The organism is Kurthia sp. YJT4 (genome assembly GCF_030219945.1).
Classification (GTDB): Bacteria; Bacillota; Bacilli; order Bacillales_A; family Planococcaceae; genus Kurthia; species Kurthia gibsonii.
Genome location: NZ_CP126689.1, coordinates 2,033,708 through 2,056,557, shown reverse-complemented (window position 1 = coordinate 2,056,557; position 22,850 = coordinate 2,033,708). Strand labels below are relative to the sequence as shown.

Here is a 22,850-nt window from a genome sequence, read left to right as displayed (position 1 = left end):
GTCTAACTTTTAGGGGTCACTTCAATTTGAAGGGGCTTTTTGTATGTACGCATTATTTTACTTCTTCTTGATGAATTGGATCTTTTAAATCCCATTTCACTTGGAATGTTACGCGACCTTTTTTTACATCTACTTCTTCATAACATTCTGTTAAGAAGCCATTATGTTTTTGAATTTGTTCAGCGATGAAACCAGATTCAATTCGGAAACAGCGTTGTTCAAATTTTAAAATATCTGCATCGCCTGTTAAGACATAGATAGCTTCAGACTTACCTAATTTCGTTTGCTCGAGAACACCCCATGACGCCTCAGCGAAAAAGGCAGGTAATTCCTCAATTTCAAGTAGTGGGAACTTACGTGCAGTTTCTTTACCGCACCAGTAGAGGATATCCGCCTCATTTTTACCAACAATTGTTGAGAGAATATGGTCGCGAATAATTTCGTAACCAAAAGCTGTAACATTTTTCATTTCCATTGTAGACATGTGTAAATCCTTCTTTCATATTTTTTGTCGAATTTTTGTCCTTTTTAGAAAAAAACGCTTTCAAATAGCGAAAAATCGACTTTGATACTATTTTTTCGGAGTAATTGATACTGCTGAAAAACGTTGGTAACCTTGACGTTCATTGGGAGTGGGAGTACAATGAACTTGTCATAATATTGTACCATGATAAAGTAAACAGTCAAAGAATGTCAGACAAATTAGTCGTGAAGTTTTTGACTTGGATTTACTTTAAGTATTAAGGGGGGTAACAGTCTTGTCGAAAGATCGAGAGTTTTACTGGCGTCGTCTACATTCTCTACTAGGTCTAATTCCTGTAGGTCTATTCGTGACGGTCCACTTGTTAATCAACTATTCAGCTACAAACGGTGAAGCAGCATTCAACAAAGCTTCAGCTACAATGGAAAGTCTTCCATTCTTACCAATCGTTGAGTGGGTAGTAATCTATATCCCATTAATGTTCCATGCATTCTATGGTGTATACATTGCGTTCACTGCGAAACCAAACTTGAACCGTTTCGGAACAACTCGTAACTGGTTCTTCATGTTACAACGTGTAACAGGTATTTTCCTTGTGATTTTCATCGCTTGGCACATCTTCCAAACACGTTTACAAAAAACAATCAATGGTGCCGAAATTGATTACAACTTAATGGCTGACGTTGTATCAAATCCAGGAATGCTTATTTTCTACATTGTTGGTATCATTGCAGCTACGTTCCATTTATCAAACGGTATTTGGTCATTCTTAGTAAGCTGGGGACTTATTCAATCTCCAAAATCACAAAAAGTTACAACTTACATTACAATGATTTTCTTTGTACTGTTATCAGTAGTTGGCGTAATGGCGATCTTAGCTTTCGCATAATTAACTCTTATGATGAAAGTATGAAAGCGCTTGACTACTAATTGAACGAGGAGTGAGAGGAAAATGGCGAAAAGTAAATTAATAGTAGTTGGTGGAGGTCTAGCAGGTTTAATGGCTTCTATGAAAGCTGCTGAGCTAGGCACTGAAGTTGAGTTATTCTCATTAGTTCCTGTTAAACGCTCACACTCTGTATGTGCGCAAGGTGGAATTAATGGCGCTGTAAACACGAAAGGTGAAGGGGATTCTCCATGGATTCACTTTGACGATACTGTTTACGGTGGAGACTTCTTAGCAAACCAACCACCAGTAAAGGCAATGTGTGATGCTGCACCTGGTATCATCCATCTATTTGACCGTATGGGCGTTATGTTTAACCGTACACCAGAAGGTCTTCTTGATTTCCGTCGTTTCGGTGGTACACTACATCACCGTACTGCATTCGCAGGCGCGACTACAGGTCAACAACTTCTTTACGCACTAGATGAACAAGTTCGTAAATGGGAAGTTGAAGGTCTAGTTAAGAAATACGAAGGCTGGGAATTCCTAGGTTTAGTATTAGATGAGAATGGCGTATGTAAAGGTATTACAGCACAAGATTTAACTACACATGAAATCAGAGCATTCCGTTCTGATGCTGTAATCATGGCTACAGGTGGCCCTGGTATTATCTTTGGTAAATCAACAAACTCAATGATCAACACAGGTTCTGCTGCATCAATCGTTTATCAACAAGGCGCTAAATATGCAAACGGTGAATTTATCCAAATCCACCCAACTGCAATCCCTGGCGATGATAAACTACGTTTAATGTCAGAATCAGCACGTGGTGAAGGTGGCCGTATTTGGACATACAAAGACGGTAAACCTTGGTACTTCCTAGAAGAAAAATATCCAGCGTACGGTAACTTAGTTCCTCGTGACGTTGCAACTCGTGAAATCTTCGACGTATGTATCAACCAAAAACTTGGTGTCAACGGTGAAAACGTTGTATACCTAGATTTATCTCACAAAGATCCACACGAGTTAGATATTAAACTTGGTGGTATCATCGAGATCTATCAAAAATTCGTTGGTGACGATCCACATAAAGTACCAATGAAAATCTTCCCAGCTGTTCACTATTCAATGGGCGGTCTATGGGTAGACTACGATCAACAAACAACAATTCCTGGATGTTTCGCTGCTGGTGAGTGTGATTACTCTCAACACGGTGGTAACCGTCTAGGTGCAAACTCTTTACTTTCTGCAATCTACGGTGGTTCAGTAGCAGGTCCAAAAGCAACTGAATATATTAAGAGCCTAGATAAGCACGTTGAAGATCTTCCAGAAGAGCTTTACGCTGCAGCAGTAAAAGAACAAGAAGAGAAATGGGAAGAAATTCTAAACCTTAACGGTACAGAAAATGCTTACCTATTACACAAAGAACTTGGTGAATTAATGACTGAAAACGTAACAGTTGTACGTCATAACGACCGTTTAGAAAAAACGTTAGTGAAGTTAGAGGAGTTACAACAACGTTGGAACAACATTAACATCAATGATACAAACAAATGGTCTAACCAAGGTGCTCAATTCACTCGCCAATTGAAAAACATGCTTGCTCTTGCGCGTGTTATGGCTAAAGGAGCATTATTACGTGATGAGTCTCGTGGTGCACACTACAAACCAGACTTCCCAGAACGTGACGATGAAAACTTCTTAAAAACAACAATTGCTCAATTCACACCTTCATTCGATCCAATCATCACCTATGAAGAAGTAGATTGTTCAATGATTAAACCACGTAAACGTGACTATACTGGAGGTGCTCACTAATCATGGCAGAACAAAAAATGTTAGATGTTGAAGTACAACGTCAAGACAGCGCTGATTCTCAACCATATTGGGAGAAATTCAAAGTACCATACCGTCCAAATATGAACGTAATTTCGGTATTAATGGCGATTCGTGAAAACCCTGTAACTGCTGATGGTAAGAAAACAACACCAGTAACATGGGACATGAACTGTCTAGAAGAAGTATGTGGCGCTTGCTCAATGGTAATCAATGGTCGTCCACGTCAATCTTGTTCAGCACTTGTTGACAAGTTACCACAACCATTAAAATTACAACCAATGAGCACATTCCCTGTAATTCGTGACTTACAAATCGACCGTTCTCGTATGTTCGACTCACTTAAAAAAGTAAAAGCATGGATTCCAATCGATGGTTCTTACGATTTAGGTGAAGGTCCACGTATGCCAGAGCGTAAACGTGAGTGGGCTTACGAACTTTCAAAATGTATGACTTGTGGTGTTTGCTTAGAGTCTTGCCCTAACGTAAACTCTCACTCTTCATTCATGGGACCAGCTCCATTATCTCAAGTACGTCTATTCAACGCACATCCAACAGGTGCAATGAACAAAGACGAACGTTTAAATGCAATCATGGGAGACGGCGGTTTAGCTAACTGCGGTAACTCTCAAAACTGTGTAGCAGCTTGTCCAAAAGGTATTCCTTTGACAACTTCTATCGCTTCACTTAACCGTTCAGCAACAGTTCAAATGTTCAGAAACTTCTTCGGTTCTGACCATATGGTTGACTAATTTAATACGTAAATTTACGTTATAATTCGAAGCAGGAATCGCCTATAAGCGGTTCCTGCTTTTTGATTGTTTCGTCAGACGAAAGGCTATTCTTTTTCAAAGAACTTGAAATTTGTTACAATATGAATAACTATTCAGTTTGGAGGGATGAAAGATGAAAGAGAGTTATATTCAAGATTTTGAAGCATGGCAAAAAGAGTTTACATTTTCAATTGATATTGAGGTGCGCTTTTCAGAAACCGATTTATTTGGACATTTGAATAATACGGTTCCATTCGTCTATTTTGAGCAGGCGCGTATTGCTTTAATGAAAGAATATGAATTAGTAGGAGCCAATCTTTCACCTGATTCACCGATTGTTCCTGTTGTAGCTGATTTACAATGTGATTTTTTAAAGCAAATTTTCTTTGGAGAGACCATTCAAATGTTTGCGAAATTTGCAAAATTGGGTAGTTCATCAGTAGACATTCATTATATGGGTGTTGTGAATGGAGAAGTACGTCTAACAGGACGTGGTACACTCGTTCAAATGAATGCACATACTGGAAGGGCAGAGAAGTGGTCCATGCCACAAATCCAACGAATTCATTAAGTTTTTTAAGAATTTATACGAGATGGCTTGCCAATTTTCAGAAATACATTCACAATATAATTAATGATCATTCGTATATGGAAATACTATGTACGAAATAGGAGTGAACTAAATGGCTGAAGAAGGTTTCGATGTAAATGCACAAAATATCTGTATACTAGAAAAAGACTTAAGACACATTGCAGCGATTATTAAACAAAAGGGACGTGAAATTTTAACGAATTACACGATTACCCCACCACAATTCATCGCTTTACAATGGCTTGATGAATTAGGCGATATGACGATTGGAGATTTATCAAATCGTATGTATTTAGCTTTTAGTACAACGACAGATTTAATCGATCGTATGGAGAAGAATGAACTTGTACAACGAGTTCGTGACACAGCAGATCGACGTGTCGTGCGCATTCATCTTTTACCAGAAGGCGAAAAGATTATTCGAGAAGTAATCGAAAAAAGACAATTATATTTAGTTGATATTGTAAGTGATTTTGAAAATGAAGAAATCCAACAATTATCGGAACTATTACAAAAATTATACGTTCGTATGAATGAAGATTAACAATAAAAGATTAGAGGCGGTTAGTGTGAATGCTCCCATCGGTGTGATTGACTCGGGTGTAGGTGGATTAACCGTTGCAAAAGAAATGCTTCGCTATCTACCAAATGAGACGATTTATTATATTGGCGATACAGCCAGATGTCCATATGGGCCACGAACGGCAAAACAAGTAGTGGAGTTTACAACACAGATGGCACAGAAGTTAAAAGAGATGGGAATCAAGATGCTAGTTATTGCTTGTAATACAGCAACAGCAGTAGCGCTTGAACCACTTCAAAAAACCTGTGACTTTCCTGTGATTGGCGTAATTAATGCAGGTGCTATGGCTGCAATGAAAGAGACAAAAACCCATCAAATTGCGGTCATCGCAACAGTGGGGACAGTAAAGAGTGGCGCGTATGAGGAAGCGATTGGTTCGCTTTATTCTAAAAGTCAAATCTATTCGCTTGCATGTCCACCCCTTGTACCTATGGTTGAAAGTGGTCAATATGAAGGGCCTTTTGCAGAAAAGCTTATAGAAGAAGTGCTATCTCCATTGGAAACAATCTCTTATGATACGATGATTTTAGGCTGTACGCATTATCCAATTATTCAACATCTTATTGAGAAAGTAGTAGGAGAAGATGTACATGTTGTGTCATCCGCAAAAGAGACGGCGCTCCATGCAAAAGATTTACTTGCATATTACAGTCTAGAAAACAAATCGACACATCGTGCGAAGCATCGTTTTTTTGCAACAGGATCTGTACCGATGTTTCAACAGATTGTAGATGACTGGCTACAGCTTCCTGAGCTGCAAGCAGAGAAAATTGAATTATAATTGCATACATATATGCAAAATAAAAATATGCTGGGACATAAATACAAAAAACATATCCCACATAAGCATAAGAAAAACTGGAATCGTGCTGTGGCGCGGTTCCAGTTTTTCGTTGCGAACGCTAAAAAAAGGTAAGTGACATATTTTGTTCCATCATGTTTTTTCGTGTCTATGCACCGTTTATGCTAAAATAGACATACATTGTACGGGAGGTAAGGAAGAATGAAAAAAGTAGTAATTGCCACAAAGAATAAAGGAAAAGCAAAAGATTTTGAAGTAATCTTTGGACCACTGGGTTATGAAGTCGTAACGATGTTTGACGTAGCCCCAGATATGGAAATAGAAGAAACAGGAACAACATTTGAAGAGAATGCCATCTTAAAGGCAGAAACACTCTCTAAAGCGTTGAATCTTCTTGTAATAGCAGATGATAGCGGACTGATGATTGACGCGTTAAACGGCGAGCCAGGCGTGTATTCAGCACGTTATGCAGGCGACCATGACGATGCTGCAAATATCGAAAAAGTATTAAAGAATTTACAAGGTGTACCGGAAGCAGAACGCACAGCACGCTTTGGTTGCTGCTTAGCCATCACAGGTCCAGATTATCCAACACAAACAGTATTCGGCACATGTGAAGGCATTATTTTAGAAGAACGTCGCGGCGACAATGGCTTCGGTTATGATCCAATTTTCTACGTACCTGAAAAAGGACTAACAATGGCACAAATGTCACCAGCTGAAAAAGGCGCAATCTCACACCGCGGTAATGCACTCAAGCTATTACAAGAAAAAATCAATCTCTAATTCGATAAGGTGGTTGGCTAGATGAAAGTGGTTGTGTTAAGTGACACACATGGTAATGCAGAAATCATTGAACAAGTATATGAACAAGAACAGGGAGCAAATGCTTTCTTTCATTGTGGCGACAGTGAGTTAAGTTATGATGATCCTCATTTTCACGAGATGTACCGCGTAAAAGGGAACTGCGACTTTGATTCCGACTATGTAGATGAACTCGTTGTACCAATTGGAGAACGTCGCATCTTCATGACACATGGACATTTATACAATATTAAAATGACGCTGACACCACTTGATTATAAAGCGCAAGAAGTAGAAGCAGACATCGTATTATTCGGACACTCGCACGTACTCGGCGCACAACAAGTAGGACGCACACTCTTTTTAAACCCAGGAAGTCTCTTGTTGCCAAGAGGCGGCAATCCGAAGAGCTATGCAACAATCGAGTGGGAAGAAAATCAAGACGAATTCACAGTCACATTCAAAACACCCGACCAACAAATCATTTCACAACACTATTTTTCTATACCAAAAAAATAATGTTGACATATTATCTAGCTTTGTCTATAATAAGTATTGTCCTTGAGAAATTCAATTTTCTCAAGCAACACTGTCTCAGTAGCTCAGCTGGATAGAGCAACGCCCTTCTAAGGCGTCGGTCGGGGGTTCGAATCCCTCCTGGGACATACAAGTTAGAGAGTTTAAATCCTTGTTGTATAAGGATTTGTCAAACGTGAAGGGATTATAACGGGGATTAAAAAATGTAGTGAAATCCTTAAAATAATCCCTTCTTACTTTTTTGAAATGGATTATAATAAGAATAAGTTTATGTAATCATCTTCCTAATAATATTAGGAAGATTTTTTTGTATGACTAAAAGTAAAGGAATTATCTGAAACAAAAATACTCTTTTTTTCATATTTTATTTAAATCAACCTATAATTATAGTTAAAGGTTGATTTGGTTTTGAAAAAATTAACAAAAGATCGTTATAAAGATGGAAAATTGAATACCAGAAGGTACTACGGGAAAAACTGACATAGATATATTATGTAAATCATGGTGATCCTAAAAAGCATGCTCATCTCCATAAATGATAATACGATTTTAATAGGTACTAAAATAATAAAAGTGAAGAGGTGAAAGAAGTGAGCGAAAAAGAGTGGAAAGAATTTAAAGAAGGAATAGTAGATGAAGAACAGGAACTAAGCTTTTCCTATAAATCAGAAGAATGGTGGATAAGCCGACTATACGGTAAAGAAAAAAGCTATTTATTAACACGTTCTAAGGATTCATACACACAAGAGTTCCTAACAGCTGAAGAATTATTTACGAATGGAATTATTGATGGGAAAAAATTTATTGAAAGAGTACCTGATTTAGAATGGTAATTAATAGAATACTATATAATGTTAGAAACGATTAAAAAGAAGTAATATACTAAATTACCAAATAATAATTACTGTCTTGCAGTAAAGACTTGGGTGGATGTACTACATTGGATTAATTTTAGATGATGTAATACAACTACCTCTTCTTTTAATTATAGAGAGGATAAAAAATCATAATGGTCACAATGATTGCTAGGTTGAGAAAAGCTTGTATAGTGTTGAGCAGGTTGAAACGACTTATATACGCTAAAATGTTCATACCGAAAAAGAGAACCACAATAATTAATAAAAGATATTTTTTCATAAATGCCTCCTTTTTATTATACTAATAATATAATTTATCACAAAAAAAGGAATTTAATTATAGGTTTTTAACCTGATGTTTTATTCAAAAAAATGAGAATTGAAAATGAATGGGTTAAGTTAGTTACTAATTTCAATTCAAAAGCATGGAAGAGGGTATGAGGTGTTTGAGTGAAGATCGAAAGAGAGGGGAATCACTGGCTGAAAGTTCCCTGATTGGACCAACCGTTTTACTCCCTTGGTGCTGTTCTTTGTACCATCTATTCAAAACAATTAAGTACACTTGGTTGGAGTAGTTCGATGATTTTGTCGAAGCGTTTTATCGCTATTATTATTCTGTCGTTTATCGCCATATATGATACATTGATACTTTATTTTCTCGAAAATATCGCGTGGATTATGATGGTGACCATAATGGAGGTATTAATTCCCATGTATCTATTACAGAAAGGCATTCAATATTGTGAGACGTTCATCGTCATGATGTCGCTGTGCTTCATTCTTGTCTTCACTTTCTTTTTTCAATTACTCGACCCGAGATTAACATGGTCATCTTTGACATTCACAGGTGTTTGTTTATTATTAATACTCGGCATTTTAAGTATGTGGCAAGAGCAAAAGAATGTATAAAAAAGAGGCTTAGGGAGTTATCCCAGAGCCTCTTACTTTTTATTCAGACCATTCATGATCTAACACGAAATCCTGTCCTTCTTTATGGAATGTAGATTTCGCTATTTTTTGATTGGAACCTTCACGATTCCAAAGAATAATTACTTTACGTACATTTGCATGTTCTTTTCGTACAGATTGTACGATTTGATCTGCTTGTTTTGAAAAATCAGGTGTTTCGGCTGATTTTGGAACTTCAACAAACACTTTCGCTGCATTTCCATCAATCGTCATATTCTGTGTAAGCTTCTCTGTTTTTTCATACTCTTGCACAGTTCCTTCTTTAGGTGTAATGAAAAATAGACTCATCATAGAAGCAATTCCAATACCTGAAATGACTAATAAAACGATAGGTAAGATGAATTTTGTATTGCGTGTTTTTGGACGGATAATGGCTAAAATTAGTAGGATGACACCTGATAACGCCATAATACCAAATAAAAATAATGCCATAACTGTTAGAAACATCATAAACGGTTCACTCCTTTCTACTAGTCTAACAAATATTCCATCATCTGTAATGAGAAAACGGTATAATATGACTTTAGTAAGGGGTTTTAAAGTAAAAAATATCCAATTTTGTTTTGGAAGTATATAATAGAAAATAAGGAGGAGATGATTGTGAAAAAGTTTGTAATTGTGTGTGGTATATTACTTTTTGTTTTTAGTCAATTACCAATGAGTGGCAAAGCAGCTAAAAGTGTTCTAGCTGAAAAATATATGACAAATCCGAAGTATATAATTTATGGCAAGGGAATTGAATATCAGTATGGAAAGTATATTTATCATACAAAACAAGTGAGTGAACATAATGCTTTATATTATTTTCATTATGATAAAGAATTAAAACGATATCCGATTGAATTCCATGCTCGAACGCTACAAATGGTTAGTAAAAAAGGCTTTTTTGAAAATACGATTTATAACAGCTATGGACAATATTATGATGTAGAGGATTATATATTGCCATATCGTCTTAAAAAATCTGAATATTTTACAGCTACTACAATTGATGCATCAGATAAAGTGTTTAAAGAAAAAAATGTCATTGAATATATAAATGGTAAAATAAAAATAGGCTCAAAAACATATACTGATATTGTAAAAGTTACATCTGTAAATACGAAGACACCGTCGAAAAAATGGTATGCACCTGGAATTGGTGTCATTAAATTTGAGTATTATACTGGTGCTTTAAAGCAGAGTGAATGGCAAATGACAAAAGTCGTAAAAAAGAAATAGCTTTCTATGATTCACCTCTAATTCCATGTATAATAGAATCATTGAAAAAAAGTAGGTGAGTTCAATGGGGAAATATCAATTAGATACAAAAGGGCAAGCAGCGGTGACAAAATACCACGAAAAGCAAAAGCCAACACGCACAAACCAACAAGAGAAGATGGAGAAGATGCGTGAATTATACTTGAAGAAAAAACAAGCTAAAAAATCATAATAATAAAAGACTGTGACAGTAAATTGTCGCAGTCTTTCTTTCATTCCTCTACTTCACCGACACGACCTTCAATCATCTCATCATTAATCATCCAATCGTACTCACGAACAGTATAAGAACGATTTTTCAAACCATTTATAATCAGAAAAGGTTCACGACCTAACTCAGCGTCTGTTTCTTGAAAATATATTAAACCATCATATGCCATATTAATCTTTAAAGTCTTTTTGAGTACGACACATTCGCCAATCCTATACATACGATTTGTCATATAGTTTCCTCCTAGAGCAACTATTCTATGAGGCTCTATACCCGTTGTAATGACTTCACAATCGTTTATTTCCTGGGGAATATTACAGTCTTACTTGAATGACTGTGCCGTCTTTCGTCGAAAGGTCTATAAGATGTAACCCTTTATATTTTTTACAATGTCTAACTAAATATAAAATAGTATCAAACTTTGGCAGCATCGGTATTTTTCTTTCAATATAGGATGCAGTGCGCGTGATTTGTGCCGCTTTACAGAGAGTTGTCATACATAAATAGGGAATCGGGAGTCGCAAATTATAATCAGTTGTTTGAATATGAATACGCATCATTGTTCTTCAATAAAGATGGAAACATAATCACCATTTGCGGATTGAATGTCAACAATCGTTCCAGTTAATTCATGTTCAACAGCATAGCTCAGTTGTGCTAAGTCGATTTGTGTCACATAGTCCTTCAATTGTGGTATGTTCGGTAAAATTTGTTCGCTCGTTTGTAAAAGTATTTTTGCCAGTGTGATTGGTAAATTCACTTCTACTTTTTCAGTTTGATCGGACTGAATACGAACACGTAGTATTTTGTCAGTGGATTCCTTTAGAGGAGGAGTTTTTAATAATTCGATTAATTCAGTTCCTTGTTCAACAGAGATTGTACCATCTTGAACCATTGTTAAAATACGTGTTAAATTCTCTTGCATTATTTTTCTTCCTTCCATGTGCGAATTTGTTCAATACCTTCATCTGCATCTATTTTTTTATTTTGAATATCCGTTAAAACATCATGTGTATGTGTATCCGCTAGAGATTCCACAATGGCATCTAAGCGATTTCGAACAGTTGGATATGAAATCTGTAGTTTCTTTTCCATTTCTTTAATATTTCCTCGACAAAGTAAGAATGTCTCGACAAAATGTAGTTGTTCTTTTGATAAGGTCATCAGTCGTGATAATGAAAAGTTATTTTCAATTATTGTATGGCAACTCTCGCAATGTAGTTTTTGAACAGTTAATGTTTGATCACAGATGGGGCAATGGGTTAATAATTCAACCAAATTCGTCACTCCTTAAAATTCATATTAAATATTTTAATTTTAATTATATAATAAATCAATTAAATTAATATAAATTTTAATAAAATAAAAGCAGCGAGAATTATCTCGCTGCTTTAAAAAGTGTTATTTTTTCATTAAGCCATCATAAATTTGGTCGAAATTCCATTTCATCATGTTGTAGTAACTATCGCCATGATCGCCTTTTTCAGAAATAGAGTCTGTAAAGATTTTTGCATGAATTGGAATACCTGTTTCTTTTGAAATGGTCTTCATTGGGCGATCATCTACGCTACTTTCAACGAATAGGGCAGGTACTTTTGATTTGCGTAATTGATCAACTAAATTTTTAATTTGATCTGGTGTACCTTCTTCTTCTGTATTGATTTCCCAGATGTAAGCTGAAGGAATTTGATATGCAAGAGAGAAGTATTTAAAACTACCTTCACTTGTGACAACCATACGCTTGTCTTTTGGAATCTTACTAAATTTTTCTTTCGCTTCTTGGTGTAATTTCATTAGTTTTTGCGTATAATCTGCAGCGTTTTTAGCATAATAGTCTTTATTATCCTTATCTAATAACACTAATTTTTGTGTAATGTTATTCACGTAAATCATACCGTTTTCAAGACTTAACCATGCATGCGGATCTTCTTTACCATCTGCATTTTTACCTTCTAAATAAAGAGGTTCAACACCTTCTGATACAGCAAAGTAATCGCGGTTTTCTTTCTTATTTGCATTGTTCATCAGTTTTGTGAACCATGCGTCACCACCTGTTTCAAGGTTTAAACCGTTATAAAGAATTAAGTCAGCATCCGTTGCTTTTTTAATATCTTCTGGTAATACTTCATAGTCATGTGGGTCTTTTCCGACAGGTACAATACTATGTACATCGACTTTATCACCTGCAATTTCTTTCGTCATATCATATAGAATCGAGTTTGTAACAACAACTTGTTTACGATCTGTCTCTGTTTTTTTTGCTTCGCCATTACCACACGCAGCAAGAGCGATGGATAGAATCAATATAAGACTCATCCAAATGGTTGATTTTTTCATGAACGAAGAACCTTCTTTCTTAAATGAATTTGTTTTGGTGATACTAAAAAGCTAATTAAAAAGATACTAGTAGCGGTTAGAACAATTGTCGAACCAACTGCTAAATTGAATGAGTAACCAATGAATAAGCCGATTACTGAAGCGAGCGCTCCGAAAAAGGCGGATAAGAAAATCATGTTACGTAAACTCTTTGTATAGAGGTAAGCAGTGGCAGCAGGTGTTATGAGTAGAGCTACGATTAAAATGGTTCCGACACTTTGCATCGCTGTAACAGATACAACAGTTAAAAGTGCCATTAATAAATAGTGATAGGCATTGACGCGCACACCGAATGCTTTCGCCATATTTGGGTCGAAAGAGGTGAGTAGTAATGGCTTGAAAAACAGCCATACAATGATAAGTACAATCGCAGCAATACCAATAGTTAACCACTTATCAACATCTTGAACAGCTAAAACATTTCCAAATAAAATGTGGAATAAATCTGTTGAACTGTTCGCAAACCCGATTAAAATAACACCTAGTGCTAGGAACGAACTAAAGGTGATTCCAATCGCTGTATCGCCCTTTATTTTACTATTGTTCGAAATGAATGTGATAATGATTGATGCGAAAAGACCGAATAAAATAGCGCCAATAAAGAAATTGATACTAAAGATATACGAAATGGCGACACCGGGAAGTACTGCGTGTGAAATAGCGTCCCCCATAAGAGACATTCCGCGTAAAATAATAAAGCAACCAACGACACCAGCGACGACACCAATTACAATCGATGTGACCAGTGCATTTTGTAAAAACTCATAATTAGTTAGTCCATCAATAAAGTTTGAGAACATGTTATAACACCCCTAATCCAAGTGCAGCACCATATGTTTTAGCAAGCTGTTCTTTTGTAAATGTTTCTTTTGTGGGACCTTTAGCAATAAGATGTTGATCCATCATAAGAATTTCATCAAAATAATCATCGACTTTACTTAAGTCATGATGCACAATTAGAATCATTTTTCCCTCATCGCGCAGTTCACGAAGTAGAGACATGATGACTTGTTCACTTGTCGCATCAATTCCTACAAACGGTTCATCTAGAAAGATGAATTTTGCTTGTTGTACAAGTGTTCGAGCGATTAATACGCGCTGGAATTGACCACCAGATAACTCACCAATTTGATTGTTTTTGTAAGACAACATATTTACTTTTTCTAAAGCGGCATCGACTTGTTCCCACTGTGTTTTCGAGATTTTTTTAAACCAACTCATTTTAGGGTAGAGACCTAAAGAGACACATTCGCGTACGGTAATAGGAAATGTATCATCAATCGCACTTTTTTGTTCAACGTAAGCAATTTCTCGTTGTATTTTACTGAATGGCTGTTGATTGAATAAGACAGTTCCTTTACTCGATACTAATTTTAAAATACCTTTGATTAATGTTGATTTGCCTGCACCATTGGGACCAAGTATCCCGATGAGTGCAGGTTTTTTAATTTCAAATGATACGTCTTCAACAGCTGGACGATTACCACTATAAGAGACGGTTAAGTTTTGAACAGTTAACACTTTCCCACAACCCTTTCTTTTTCTTATATAAAATAATATTCACCTTAACTAAAAATGTTTCCTTAAAGAAACTTTAATCATATGATACAGGTTCTCATTTAATTTGTAAATAGATATACTACATCGAGTAAATTGTTTTTTCAGAAAAATAATAGATTGCATGAAGTAAGAGCGTAAAAAAGCGTTTACAAAGAAAAAAATTTGTTGTCTTTGAAAGCTAGGTGTATCAAGGATTTTAGAATAATTTTTTTCTTTTTCTTTTTTTAAAAATAAAAATTGTTCTTTTAATTTCGAAAAATATAGTGTTATAATCTCGTTGCAAACAAATTTAGGGTGTTAGGGAGGAATTTTCATGGCATTACGTGATGTATTTATGTATTTATCTGAAAATCAAGTATTAAACGGAATGGCTCAAAAATATGGTTTACGTATGGGGGCGCAAAGTGTTGTAGCAGGTACAACAATTCCAGAAGTAGTTAAAACAATTAAAGAATTAAATAAGGCGAACATTTCATGTACAGTAGATAATTTAGGGGAATTTGTATTTGAAAAATCAGCTGCAACAGAAGCAAAAGAGAATATCTTAAAAGTGATTCAAGCGATTCATGATGAAAACTTAGATGCGCATATCTCACTAAAACCATCTCAATTAGGTCAAGATATCGATGTTGATTTCTGCTATGAAAACTTAAAAGAAGTTGTAGCCTTAGCACATCAATATGGTATTTTCGTAAACTTCGATATGGAAAACTATGCACGTCTTCAAAGCTCATTCAGCTTACTTGAAGAACTACACAAAGAATATGACAATGTAGGTACTGTAATTCAAGCGTACTTCTTCGAATCAGAAGCAAACATTGAAAAATATAAGAATTTCCGATTACGTATTGTAAAAGGTGCGTACAAAGAGAGTCCAGAAGTAGCGTATCAATCAAAAGAAGATATCGATCAAAACTATTTACGTCTAATCGAACAGCATTTATTAAATGGCAAGTTCACATCGATTGCGACACACGATCATAACGTAATCAATCATGTGAAAAAATTCGTAAAAGACAACAATATTCCAAATAGCAAGTTCGAGTTCCAAATGTTATACGGCTTCCGTAAAGAAATGCAATACGATTTAGCACGTGAAGGTTATAATTTCTGCACATACTTACCATTCGGTAATGACTGGTATGGATATTTCATGCGTCGTTTAGCAGAACGTCCACAAAATATGGCACTTGTAACGAAACAAGTATTCAATAAAAAGACAAATACAGTTCTTGCAGTGGGTGCAGCAACATTCTTACTAGGCCGCTTATCAAAAAAATCGAAAAAGTAATCAAAAAAGGAGTCGCACATGATGGCGGCTCCTTTTTGTATGCAATTTTTTAGGTGAGTGACCTATTTCCGCTCTCGAATGTCCCGTTTTGCTGTACGAATGTCCCGTTTTGATCGGCGAGTGCCCCGAACTATCGGGCGAATGCCCCAACACCGTAATCGAACGCCCCGTTTTACTGGATGAATGTTCGAATTTTCACTAGCCTAGTCAATTAAAGTCCTCTTATTACTCAAAAGCCTTGAAGAAAGTGCAAAAAGTGAGCAATTTAAGTTTTTTAGGCGAGTGACCCATTTCCGCCCTCGAATGACCCAAATAAACAGGCGAATGTCCCGAACTACCGGGCGAATGCCCCAACACCGTAATCGAATGCCCCGTTTTACTGGATGAATGTTCGAATTCACATGAAACAAGGCAAATGAAGTCCTCTAATTACTCAAAACCCTTGAAGAAAGTGCAAAAAGTGAGCAATTTAAGTTTTTTAGGCGAGTGACCCATTTCCGCCCTCGAATGTCCCGTTTTGATTGGCGAGTGCCCCGAACTACCGGGCGAATGTCCCAACACCGCTCTCGAATGTCCCAAAAGCTTGGATGAATGTTCGAATTCACATGAATCAAAGCAATTAAAGTCCTCTAATTACTCTAAACCTTACTACTTCACAAACTGTTTTGCGTCAATTTGAAAATTTTTCATGCGATATTGGAGGCTTTGGCGACGAATGCCAAGTGCTTCGGCTGTTTTAGAAATATTCCCATCATGCATTTCGAGTGCTTTTGTAATGTAATATGCCTCAACTTCTTTCATGTAGTGGTCGAGGGGGCGAAGGTCGTTCGAGTTTTCAATAATAAATAACTCACTTGAATTTTGTTCTTCTGTCGGTAAGCTATTTTGAATTTTCCACTTGAAATGAGGTGGGAGTAAGTTTACATCAATGACGGTTTCAGTTGTAATGATGTTCGTCATTTCATCAAGAAGAACTTCAAGCTCTTTTAAATTACCAGGCCAATCATAATTTAAAAATAATTCCGTTACTTCAGGAGAGAGTGCCTCGATTGATGAACCGTATTGATCGCGATGACGCTGGAAATAATCGTTAATGAAAGGCATAATATCTTCTTTTCGCTCGCGTAGTGGCGGAATATAGATTGTAATTGATGAAAAAAGACGATACAGGTTTTTAGAAAGTGCCTGTTCCTGAATTAAATCAATGGGATCTTTACCAACACTCGCAATCATCATATGTCCATGATGTGGATGTTGTTCAAATAAAGCTACAATTTTTTCCTGTGCCTCAATAGATAAATATTCAATGCGCTCAGCGAAGAACGTAATTTGTTCTTCTTTTGCGATATATTTTTCAAACTGTTTTAAAATCGTTTCTTCATCGCGACGACAAATTATCGTAACAAAAGCTTGGTTTGGTTGCTGTAAATCATGATGAATACCTTCCGCAATCATATCAATTCCTGTTCCAGATTCGCCAATGAGTAGAACAGGCATCTTACTTAGTGCTACGATTTTCGCTTTTTGAATGACATCTTTCATGACAGCAGAAACCGCTGTAATAATATCAAATGTTAGTGGAGCACCGTACCTTCGAAGAGGACGGTACATCATAAATTCGAGTTGTGTAATATCGCGTGCGAATTCTACTGCTCCGATTAATTCTTGTTGTTCATGTAGGGGATAGATGTTGCTAATATATGTGACTTCTTGATTTTTCTTATTCCAAAACGTCTTTTTATGGTTGATTAATGGTTTTTCGGATTGTAGTACATGATAAATTTCACTTTGTTCATTTTCAAAATCGATAATTTCATGGGCGCGATAGTTTTCAAAGTCAATCGTATCGATGCCTTCAAGCTCACGCATCTTTTGATTATAGATGATGAGGTTTCCTTCTACATCTACAACACGGATTCCTGTATCGCCTTGTTCGATAATGTATTGATAGATATGTAATAGTTTTTGCTTTTCCATATGTTCCTCCTGTACCGCGCTTCTTCCCTTTATTTTACCATCAGTTTAAAAATTTTGAGGGAATTTTAAAAAATTTAGAAAATTCCTATTGATTAATGCTAAATAATATTGCATTATATACTTAGTTGAGAAATTTATGTGCAAAATAATTTGGCACTTCAAAAACAAGGGGGAAATATACATGATTCCATACAAACACGAACCATTTACAGATTTTTCGAAAGAAGAGAATAAAGCAGCGTACTTAGAAGGATTAGCAACAGTAGAAGGTTACTTAGGTCAAGCATATCCACTCATTATTGGTGGCGAACGTGTAACGACTGAAGATCAAATCACTTCTTACAATCCAGCAAAGAAAACAGAAGTAATTGGTACAGTTTCAAAAGCAACGAAAGATTTAGCTGAAAAAGCGATGCAAGTAGCAGATGAAACATTCAAAATGTGGAGTCAAGTAGAACCAGAAATTCGTGCAGATGTATTATTCAAAGCGGCATCAATTATTCGTCGTCGTAAATTTGAATTCTCAGCACTATTAACACTTGAAGCAGGTAAGCCGTGGAATGAAGCAGATGCAGATACAGCAGAAGCAATCGACTTCTTAGAGTATTATGCACGCCAAATGCTTCGTTTAAAAGACGGTCAAAAAGTAGAGAGCCGCGTGGGCGAATACAACCGTTACGACTACATTCCTCTAGGGGTAGGGATTGTAATCTCACCATGGAACTTCCCGTTCGCAATCATGGCTGGTACAACAGTGGCAGCAGTTGTAACCGGTAACACAGTATTATTAAAGCCAGCTTCTACAACACCAGTAGTTGCTTATAAATTTATCGAAGTATTAGAAGAAGCAGGTCTTCCAGCAGGCGTTGTGAACTATGTACCAGGTTCTGGCGCAGAAGTAGGTGACTACTTAGTTGACCACCCACGCACACGCTTCGTATCATTCACAGGTTCACGTGATGTAGGTTTACGTATTAACCAACGTGCTTCAGTACTAAATGAAGGACAAATTTGGATGAAACGTGTTATCGCTGAAATGGGCGGTAAAGATACAATTGTTGTCGATAAAGAGGCAGATTTAGAATTAGCAGCGCAATCAATTGTGAAATCAGCATTCGGCTTCTCAGGTCAAAAATGTTCAGCATGTTCTCGTGCAGTCATCGTAGAAGATGTGTACGATGAAGTAGTAGAGCGTGTAGAAGAATTAACAAAAGAATTAACAATTGGTGATCCAACAAACCCAGATAACTTCATGGCAACAGTAATTGATGAAGCGGCGTTTAAAAAGATTACTTCATATATCGAAATTGGTAAAACAGAAGGTAAATTATTAGTAGGTGGAACAGCAGACGATTCAGTTGGTTACTTTGTACACCCAACAGTATTTGCAGATGTAGCGCCAAGTGCACGTATTATGAAAGAAGAAATCTTCGGACCAGTAGTAGCGATTGCAAAAGCAAAAGACTTTGATGAAGCAATTCAAATTGCGAACGATACAGAGTACGGTTTAACAGGTGCAGTTATTACGAAAAACCGTTTAAATCAAGAAAAAGCACGTAAAGAATTCCATGTCGGAAACCTTTACTTCAACCGCGGTTGTACAGGTGCGATTGTAGGTTACCAACCATTCGGTGGTTTCAATATGTCAGGTACAGACTCAAAAGCAGGCGGACCAGATTACTTACAATTACACATGCAAGCAAAAACAACTTCAGAAATGTTCTAATCATGTAACTAGCATCGTATTTTTACGATGCTAGTTTTTTGTATATATAATAGGAAGAAACTCAAATTAATCATCTTTAAATAATAATGATAATCATTTTCATTGACAGTCATTCAATTTATTTAGTAAGATAAAGATAATTGGAAAAGAAGGGAAGATTACATATGATTGTACAATTACGTCGCTTTACAGTAACAGAAGGAAATGGCCATCTTGTAGTTGAAAAATTTAAGCAGGGTGGGGGATTAGTGGAGCAACAACCTGGCTTTATTGATAAAACTGTTCTTCAAAAGAAAGTACGTCGTGGTGAAGAAGAAGTCATCATGATGGTACGTTGGGAGTCAGAAGAAGCATGGAAAGCGTGGGAGAAAAGCCCAGAACATATTGCAGGGCATCGCAATAATCGTGGTAAAGAAAAGCCAGAGTATATTGTGAACGTAGACGTTTCGATGTATGAAGTAAAATAAAGTACATAAAAAACAAGCTGGGACAAGACATTTCACTAGCGTTTGTAACAAAAAACTGGAACCGCACCACAGCGCGATTCCAGCTTTTTTATGTTCAAGAGATTTTAGTATGGATTTGTACCTAAAATTGTTGCTTGTTTTACATAAATACGGTTTGGTAATGTTAATTGGTTAACAATTACTTCTGCAAAGTCTTCAGGATGCATCATGCGATCTACTTTTGACTCATCAATTAAACCAGATTCGCGTGCTAATTCTGTTACAACCGTACTTGGTGCAAGCGCTGTAACACGAATGTTATTACGGCGTACTTCTTGAGCTAATGACTCAGTTAAGCCGATAATACCGAATTTAGCAGCTGAATAAGCAGTAGATGTTGCAGCGCCGTTTAGACCATTTGTAGACGAGATATTAATAATATCGCCTTCATTTTTCTCGATTAATTGTGGTAATACTGCATGTGTTACATGGTACGTACCGAAAATGCCTGTATCAACAATTTTCTTCCACATTAATGGATCTTGGTCTAACAGTGTACCGAACTCACCAATTCCTGCATTGTTAATTAGAATATCTGCTTTACCTGTTTGTTTTGTTAGTGAATCAATTGCTGCATCGACTTCTTCTAAATTTGTCACATCTGCAGTTACAAAAGCAGCTTTACCACCATCAGCGATGATTTTTTCAGCTACCTCTTTCACTTGTTGTTCTGTACGAGCAAGTAGCCCAACTGTTACACCTTGTTTTGCTAATGCTTCTGCTACAGCACGACCAATACCTCGTCCTGCTCCTGTAATGAATGCTACTTTACCTTCTAATGATTGTGGCAAATTTATCAATCCTTTCGATTCTGTTCTACATTTAGTAGTATATGCTTTTTTGGAAATAGAAAAAAGAAATATGCTTATGAATTGGCATGAAATACACCATTAATCCATACCCGAATTCAATATGACTACACAAAAAATCGGAACCATATGTGTATATGATTCCAATCATGCTTATTTAAAGTTTTGAATAAAACGTTCGATTCGTTTTAAAGCCTCTTGTAATTGTTCAAGTGAAGCAGCATATGAACAACGAATATGACCTTCGCCACTTTCACCAAAAACATCACCTGGTACAACAGCTACTTTTTCTTGTTGTAAAAGTTGTGCAGCGAACTCCTGTGATGTTAGTCCAGTGGATTTAATCGAAGGGAATGCATAGAATGCACCGCCTGGGTTATGGCATGAAAGCCCCATATCATTGAAAGATTGGACGATGAAATTACGACGGCGACGATAGCTTTTTACCATCTTTTCAACTTCTGAACGACCATTTTTCAACGCTTCGATAGCTGCATATTGTGACATCGTAGAAGCACACATTAATTGATATTGGAAGATTTTTAGCATTGCTTCAGCAATTGGTTCAGGCGCGCAAACAAAACCTAAACGCCATCCTGTCATTGCAAAGCCTTTAGAAAATCCGGATACTAAGATGGTACGTTCGTGCATTCCAGGAATGGCTGCCATACTTGTGTACTCTTCATCATAAGCGAGTTCAGCGTAAATTTCATCGGCGATAATTAGTACATCGTGTTCAATCGCAAATTGTGCAATGGCTTCAAGCTCAGTTTTATTTAACATTGTACCTGTTGGGTTATTAGGAGAGCATAACATAATCGCTTTTGTACGCTCAGAAACGACTGCCTCTAATTGACTCGGTAAGATTTTAAAATCATGTTCTTTTGTTGCTTGAACTGTAATGGCTTTACCACCAGCAAGTTCGACCATTGGAACATAAGATACGAAACATGGCTCAACAACAATGACTTCGTCTCCGGGATCTAAAATGGTACGCATCGCAATATCGATTGCGGAGCTTGCGCCAACTGTAACGATAATTTCATTCTGAGGATGATATGAAACATCAAATTCTTTTTCCATATAATGTGCAATTTCTTGACGTAATTCAAGTAGCCCGGCATTTGGAGTATAGGCTGTGTAACCCATCTCAAGCGAGCGAATGGCTTCTTCACGCACATGCCAAGGCGTAACAAAATCAGGTTCACCTACACCGAGTGAGATGACACCTTCCATACTTGCTGCAAGGTCAAAAAAACGGCGAATACCTGATGGCTTAAGTTCATTCACCATTTTCGATACGTAAGATTTTTTGGTTAATGTCATTAAGGTGACACCACGATTCGTTGATCTTCTTTACCCGTTTCTAAAACAGTGCCATCATGTTTATATTTTTTTAGGATAAAGTGTGTTGTTGTTGAAATAACAGAATCAAGTGTTGAAAGTTTTTGTGAAACAAAGTTTGCAACTTCGTTCATTGATTTACCTTCCACAATAACAGATAAATCATAGACACCTGACATAAGATAAACCGATTGAACTTGGTCAAAACGATAAATACGTTCTGCGATATCATCGAAACCCACACCTTGTTTTGGTGTTACTTTCACATCAATCATTGCACGCACACCAGGATGTTCCTCAACCTTTGTCCAGTCAACAAGTGAGATGTAGCGAACAAGGATTTTTTCGTCTTCTAATTGCTTGACAATTGCTGTTGTTTCTTCTAAAGATAACCCCACCATTTTTGCCACATCTTCTAAAGGCATACGTGCATCTTTTTCTAAAATTTCAATAATCTCAATCTGTTGAGCATTTAGTTTCATATAAAATCTCCTCATGTGTAACATTTATTTTTTCTTATTATAATACAAGAAAAGCTTATAGGAACATAAAAAATAGAAATTTTCTAAAATTAGTCTATCTGTTATAGAGCAGTGGTAATTTGTTGGAAAATAAGACGTTATACCTATGTGAATTTATATCGTTATATAACTTTAATTGCTACATTTCA

At 36.5% G+C, this 22,850-nt stretch carries 27 protein-coding genes and 1 tRNA gene; 16 read left to right on the top strand and 12 right to left on the bottom strand.

Annotation, left to right across the window (positions count from 1 at the left end):
* Positions 1 to 52 precede the first annotated feature (52 nt).
* Positions 53 to 484: a YslB family protein gene (locus tag QN089_RS10210; RefSeq protein WP_068452083.1), complete on the bottom strand. Its 432-nt coding sequence runs from the start codon at positions 482 to 484 to the stop codon at positions 53 to 55.
* A gap of 274 nt (positions 485 to 758) precedes the next feature.
* Here QN089_RS10210 and QN089_RS10205 point away from each other — a divergent pair, with 274 nt between their 5' ends.
* From QN089_RS10205 to QN089_RS10155, 11 genes are all read left to right on the top strand, one after another.
* A complete protein-coding gene (locus QN089_RS10205; protein ID WP_068452087.1) occupies positions 759 to 1,370 on the top strand; it encodes a succinate dehydrogenase cytochrome b558 subunit in 612 nt (203 codons plus the stop codon).
* Positions 1,371 to 1,433: 63 nt separating this feature from the next.
* On the top strand, positions 1,434 to 3,185 hold the full coding sequence (sdhA, locus tag QN089_RS10200) for a succinate dehydrogenase flavoprotein subunit (RefSeq protein ID WP_068452089.1): 1,752 nt from the start codon (positions 1,434 to 1,436) through the stop codon (positions 3,183 to 3,185).
* Positions 3,186 to 3,187: 2 nt separating this feature from the next.
* Positions 3,188 to 3,955 (top strand): succinate dehydrogenase iron-sulfur subunit, encoded by a 768-nt coding sequence (gene sdhB, locus QN089_RS10195; RefSeq protein WP_285215257.1) that lies wholly within the window; start codon positions 3,188 to 3,190, stop codon positions 3,953 to 3,955.
* A 154-nt stretch (positions 3,956 to 4,109) separates the two neighbouring features.
* Positions 4,110 to 4,547, top strand: a complete 438-nt coding sequence (locus QN089_RS10190; RefSeq protein WP_068452095.1) for an acyl-CoA thioesterase — start codon at positions 4,110 to 4,112, stop codon at positions 4,545 to 4,547.
* 112 nt (positions 4,548 to 4,659) lie between these two features.
* A complete protein-coding gene (locus tag QN089_RS10185) occupies positions 4,660 to 5,112 on the top strand; it encodes a MarR family winged helix-turn-helix transcriptional regulator (RefSeq protein ID WP_068452098.1) in 453 nt (150 codons plus the stop codon).
* A gap of 25 nt (positions 5,113 to 5,137) precedes the next feature.
* Positions 5,138 to 5,932, top strand: a complete 795-nt coding sequence (racE, locus tag QN089_RS10180) for a glutamate racemase (RefSeq protein ID WP_285215256.1) — start codon at positions 5,138 to 5,140, stop codon at positions 5,930 to 5,932.
* A 222-nt stretch (positions 5,933 to 6,154) separates the two neighbouring features.
* Positions 6,155 to 6,739 carry an XTP/dITP diphosphatase gene (locus QN089_RS10175; protein WP_121176286.1) on the top strand — a complete coding sequence of 195 codons (585 nt, stop codon included), beginning with the start codon at positions 6,155 to 6,157 and terminating at the stop codon, positions 6,737 to 6,739.
* Between the two features lie 21 nt (positions 6,740 to 6,760).
* Positions 6,761 to 7,276, top strand: a complete 516-nt coding sequence (locus QN089_RS10170; RefSeq protein ID WP_285215255.1) for a metallophosphoesterase — start codon at positions 6,761 to 6,763, stop codon at positions 7,274 to 7,276.
* Positions 7,277 to 7,348: 72 nt separating this feature from the next.
* A tRNA-Arg gene (locus tag QN089_RS10165) sits at positions 7,349 to 7,422 on the top strand.
* 462 nt (positions 7,423 to 7,884) lie between these two features.
* Positions 7,885 to 8,127, top strand: a complete 243-nt coding sequence (locus QN089_RS10160) for a hypothetical protein (RefSeq protein ID WP_068452109.1) — start codon at positions 7,885 to 7,887, stop codon at positions 8,125 to 8,127.
* Positions 8,128 to 8,862: 735 nt separating this feature from the next.
* Positions 8,863 to 9,060 (top strand): hypothetical protein, encoded by a 198-nt coding sequence (locus QN089_RS10155; RefSeq protein ID WP_285215254.1) that lies wholly within the window; start codon positions 8,863 to 8,865, stop codon positions 9,058 to 9,060.
* 39 nt (positions 9,061 to 9,099) lie between these two features.
* Here the strand turns inward: QN089_RS10155 and QN089_RS10150 are convergent, their stop codons facing one another.
* Positions 9,100 to 9,570, bottom strand: coding sequence for a hypothetical protein (locus QN089_RS10150; protein WP_068452132.1), 471 nt, complete (start codon positions 9,568 to 9,570; stop codon positions 9,100 to 9,102).
* 150 nt (positions 9,571 to 9,720) lie between these two features.
* Here QN089_RS10150 and QN089_RS10145 point away from each other — a divergent pair, with 150 nt between their 5' ends.
* Both QN089_RS10145 and QN089_RS10140 read left to right on the top strand, forming a co-directional pair.
* Positions 9,721 to 10,341 (top strand): hypothetical protein, encoded by a 621-nt coding sequence (locus QN089_RS10145; protein ID WP_285215253.1) that lies wholly within the window; start codon positions 9,721 to 9,723, stop codon positions 10,339 to 10,341.
* Between the two features lie 64 nt (positions 10,342 to 10,405).
* Positions 10,406 to 10,552: an alcohol dehydrogenase gene (locus tag QN089_RS10140; RefSeq protein ID WP_068452138.1), complete on the top strand. Its 147-nt coding sequence runs from the start codon at positions 10,406 to 10,408 to the stop codon at positions 10,550 to 10,552.
* A gap of 40 nt (positions 10,553 to 10,592) precedes the next feature.
* On the opposite strand, the gene QN089_RS10135 is transcribed toward QN089_RS10140, so the two are convergent.
* The 6 genes from QN089_RS10135 to QN089_RS10110 all read right to left on the bottom strand — a co-directional run bounded on the left by QN089_RS10135 (position 10,593) and on the right by QN089_RS10110 (position 14,488).
* Entirely contained in the window at positions 10,593 to 10,823 is a 231-nt protein-coding gene (locus QN089_RS10135; protein WP_285215252.1) for a hypothetical protein, read from the bottom strand.
* Positions 10,824 to 11,147: 324 nt separating this feature from the next.
* The gene (locus QN089_RS10130) at positions 11,148 to 11,516 is read right to left on the bottom strand and encodes an SHOCT-like domain-containing protein (RefSeq protein WP_068452144.1); all 369 of its coding nucleotides are present in this window, start codon (positions 11,514 to 11,516) and stop codon (positions 11,148 to 11,150) included.
* Positions 11,516 to 11,869, bottom strand: coding sequence for a DUF2089 domain-containing protein (locus QN089_RS10125; protein WP_068452147.1), 354 nt, complete (start codon positions 11,867 to 11,869; stop codon positions 11,516 to 11,518). The genes QN089_RS10130 and QN089_RS10125 overlap by 1 nt, the downstream gene beginning before the upstream one ends.
* A gap of 123 nt (positions 11,870 to 11,992) precedes the next feature.
* Positions 11,993 to 12,928 (bottom strand): metal ABC transporter substrate-binding protein, encoded by a 936-nt coding sequence (locus tag QN089_RS10120; RefSeq protein ID WP_068452150.1) that lies wholly within the window; start codon positions 12,926 to 12,928, stop codon positions 11,993 to 11,995.
* Entirely contained in the window at positions 12,925 to 13,767 is an 843-nt protein-coding gene (locus QN089_RS10115; protein WP_068452153.1) for a metal ABC transporter permease, read from the bottom strand. The genes QN089_RS10120 and QN089_RS10115 overlap by 4 nt, the downstream gene beginning before the upstream one ends.
* A gap of 1 nt (position 13,768) precedes the next feature.
* A complete protein-coding gene (locus QN089_RS10110; RefSeq protein WP_068452156.1) occupies positions 13,769 to 14,488 on the bottom strand; it encodes a metal ABC transporter ATP-binding protein in 720 nt (239 codons plus the stop codon).
* A 352-nt stretch (positions 14,489 to 14,840) separates the two neighbouring features.
* On the opposite strand from QN089_RS10110, the gene QN089_RS10105 reads away from it, so the two are divergent.
* On the top strand, positions 14,841 to 15,818 hold the full coding sequence (locus QN089_RS10105) for a proline dehydrogenase family protein (protein WP_068452158.1): 978 nt from the start codon (positions 14,841 to 14,843) through the stop codon (positions 15,816 to 15,818).
* A gap of 648 nt (positions 15,819 to 16,466) precedes the next feature.
* Here QN089_RS10105 and QN089_RS10100 read toward each other — a convergent pair.
* The gene (locus QN089_RS10100; RefSeq protein ID WP_285215251.1) at positions 16,467 to 17,795 is read right to left on the bottom strand and encodes an AAA-type ATPase lid domain-containing protein; all 1,329 of its coding nucleotides are present in this window, start codon (positions 17,793 to 17,795) and stop codon (positions 16,467 to 16,469) included.
* Between the two features lie 181 nt (positions 17,796 to 17,976).
* On the opposite strand from QN089_RS10100, the gene pruA reads away from it, so the two are divergent.
* The gene (gene pruA, locus QN089_RS10095; RefSeq protein WP_068452163.1) at positions 17,977 to 19,521 is read left to right on the top strand and encodes an L-glutamate gamma-semialdehyde dehydrogenase; all 1,545 of its coding nucleotides are present in this window, start codon (positions 17,977 to 17,979) and stop codon (positions 19,519 to 19,521) included.
* Positions 19,522 to 19,685: 164 nt separating this feature from the next.
* Complete coding sequence (locus QN089_RS10090) at positions 19,686 to 19,988, top strand: antibiotic biosynthesis monooxygenase family protein (RefSeq protein ID WP_068452166.1); 303 nt, start codon at positions 19,686 to 19,688, stop codon at positions 19,986 to 19,988.
* A gap of 104 nt (positions 19,989 to 20,092) precedes the next feature.
* Here QN089_RS10090 and QN089_RS10085 read toward each other — a convergent pair whose 3' ends face one another.
* The 3 genes from QN089_RS10085 to QN089_RS10075 form a co-directional block, all read right to left on the bottom strand.
* Positions 20,093 to 20,818: a 3-ketoacyl-ACP reductase gene (locus QN089_RS10085; protein WP_068452169.1), complete on the bottom strand. Its 726-nt coding sequence runs from the start codon at positions 20,816 to 20,818 to the stop codon at positions 20,093 to 20,095.
* A gap of 171 nt (positions 20,819 to 20,989) precedes the next feature.
* Positions 20,990 to 22,162, bottom strand: a complete 1,173-nt coding sequence (locus QN089_RS10080) for an aminotransferase (RefSeq protein WP_285215250.1) — start codon at positions 22,160 to 22,162, stop codon at positions 20,990 to 20,992.
* Positions 22,162 to 22,662 (bottom strand): Lrp/AsnC family transcriptional regulator, encoded by a 501-nt coding sequence (locus QN089_RS10075; RefSeq protein WP_087680366.1) that lies wholly within the window; start codon positions 22,660 to 22,662, stop codon positions 22,162 to 22,164. The genes QN089_RS10080 and QN089_RS10075 overlap by 1 nt, the downstream gene beginning before the upstream one ends.
* Positions 22,663 to 22,850 lie beyond the last annotated feature (188 nt).

What these genes read in the sequence shown, in the direction of transcription:
- QN089_RS10210 (WP_068452083.1), bottom strand. Translation starts at nt 484, where the DNA reads ATGTCTACAATGGAAATGAAAAATGTTACAGCTTTTGGTTACGAAATT.
- sdhA (WP_068452089.1), top strand. Translation starts at nt 1,434, where the DNA reads ATGGCGAAAAGTAAATTAATAGTAGTTGGTGGAGGTCTAGCAGGTTTA.
- sdhB (WP_285215257.1), top strand. Translation starts at nt 3,188, where the DNA reads ATGGCAGAACAAAAAATGTTAGATGTTGAAGTACAACGTCAAGACAGC.
- QN089_RS10190 (WP_068452095.1), top strand. Translation starts at nt 4,110, where the DNA reads ATGAAAGAGAGTTATATTCAAGATTTTGAAGCATGGCAAAAAGAGTTT.
- QN089_RS10185 (WP_068452098.1), top strand. Translation starts at nt 4,660, where the DNA reads ATGGCTGAAGAAGGTTTCGATGTAAATGCACAAAATATCTGTATACTA.
- QN089_RS10175 (WP_121176286.1), top strand. Translation starts at nt 6,155, where the DNA reads ATGAAAAAAGTAGTAATTGCCACAAAGAATAAAGGAAAAGCAAAAGAT.
- QN089_RS10170 (WP_285215255.1), top strand. Translation starts at nt 6,761, where the DNA reads ATGAAAGTGGTTGTGTTAAGTGACACACATGGTAATGCAGAAATCATT.
- QN089_RS10155 (WP_285215254.1), top strand. Translation starts at nt 8,863, where the DNA reads ATGTATCTATTACAGAAAGGCATTCAATATTGTGAGACGTTCATCGTC.
- QN089_RS10150 (WP_068452132.1), bottom strand. Translation starts at nt 9,570, where the DNA reads ATGATGTTTCTAACAGTTATGGCATTATTTTTATTTGGTATTATGGCG.
- QN089_RS10140 (WP_068452138.1), top strand. Translation starts at nt 10,406, where the DNA reads ATGGGGAAATATCAATTAGATACAAAAGGGCAAGCAGCGGTGACAAAA.
- QN089_RS10135 (WP_285215252.1), bottom strand. Translation starts at nt 10,823, where the DNA reads ATGACAAATCGTATGTATAGGATTGGCGAATGTGTCGTACTCAAAAAG.
- QN089_RS10130 (WP_068452144.1), bottom strand. Translation starts at nt 11,516, where the DNA reads ATGCAAGAGAATTTAACACGTATTTTAACAATGGTTCAAGATGGTACA.
- QN089_RS10120 (WP_068452150.1), bottom strand. Translation starts at nt 12,928, where the DNA reads ATGAAAAAATCAACCATTTGGATGAGTCTTATATTGATTCTATCCATC.
- QN089_RS10115 (WP_068452153.1), bottom strand. Translation starts at nt 13,767, where the DNA reads ATGTTCTCAAACTTTATTGATGGACTAACTAATTATGAGTTTTTACAA.
- QN089_RS10105 (WP_068452158.1), top strand. Translation starts at nt 14,841, where the DNA reads ATGGCATTACGTGATGTATTTATGTATTTATCTGAAAATCAAGTATTA.
- QN089_RS10100 (WP_285215251.1), bottom strand. Translation starts at nt 17,795, where the DNA reads ATGGAAAAGCAAAAACTATTACATATCTATCAATACATTATCGAACAA.
- pruA (WP_068452163.1), top strand. Translation starts at nt 17,977, where the DNA reads ATGATTCCATACAAACACGAACCATTTACAGATTTTTCGAAAGAAGAG.
- QN089_RS10090 (WP_068452166.1), top strand. Translation starts at nt 19,686, where the DNA reads ATGATTGTACAATTACGTCGCTTTACAGTAACAGAAGGAAATGGCCAT.
- QN089_RS10080 (WP_285215250.1), bottom strand. Translation starts at nt 22,162, where the DNA reads ATGACATTAACCAAAAAATCTTACGTATCGAAAATGGTGAATGAACTT.
- QN089_RS10075 (WP_087680366.1), bottom strand. Translation starts at nt 22,662, where the DNA reads ATGAAACTAAATGCTCAACAGATTGAGATTATTGAAATTTTAGAAAAA.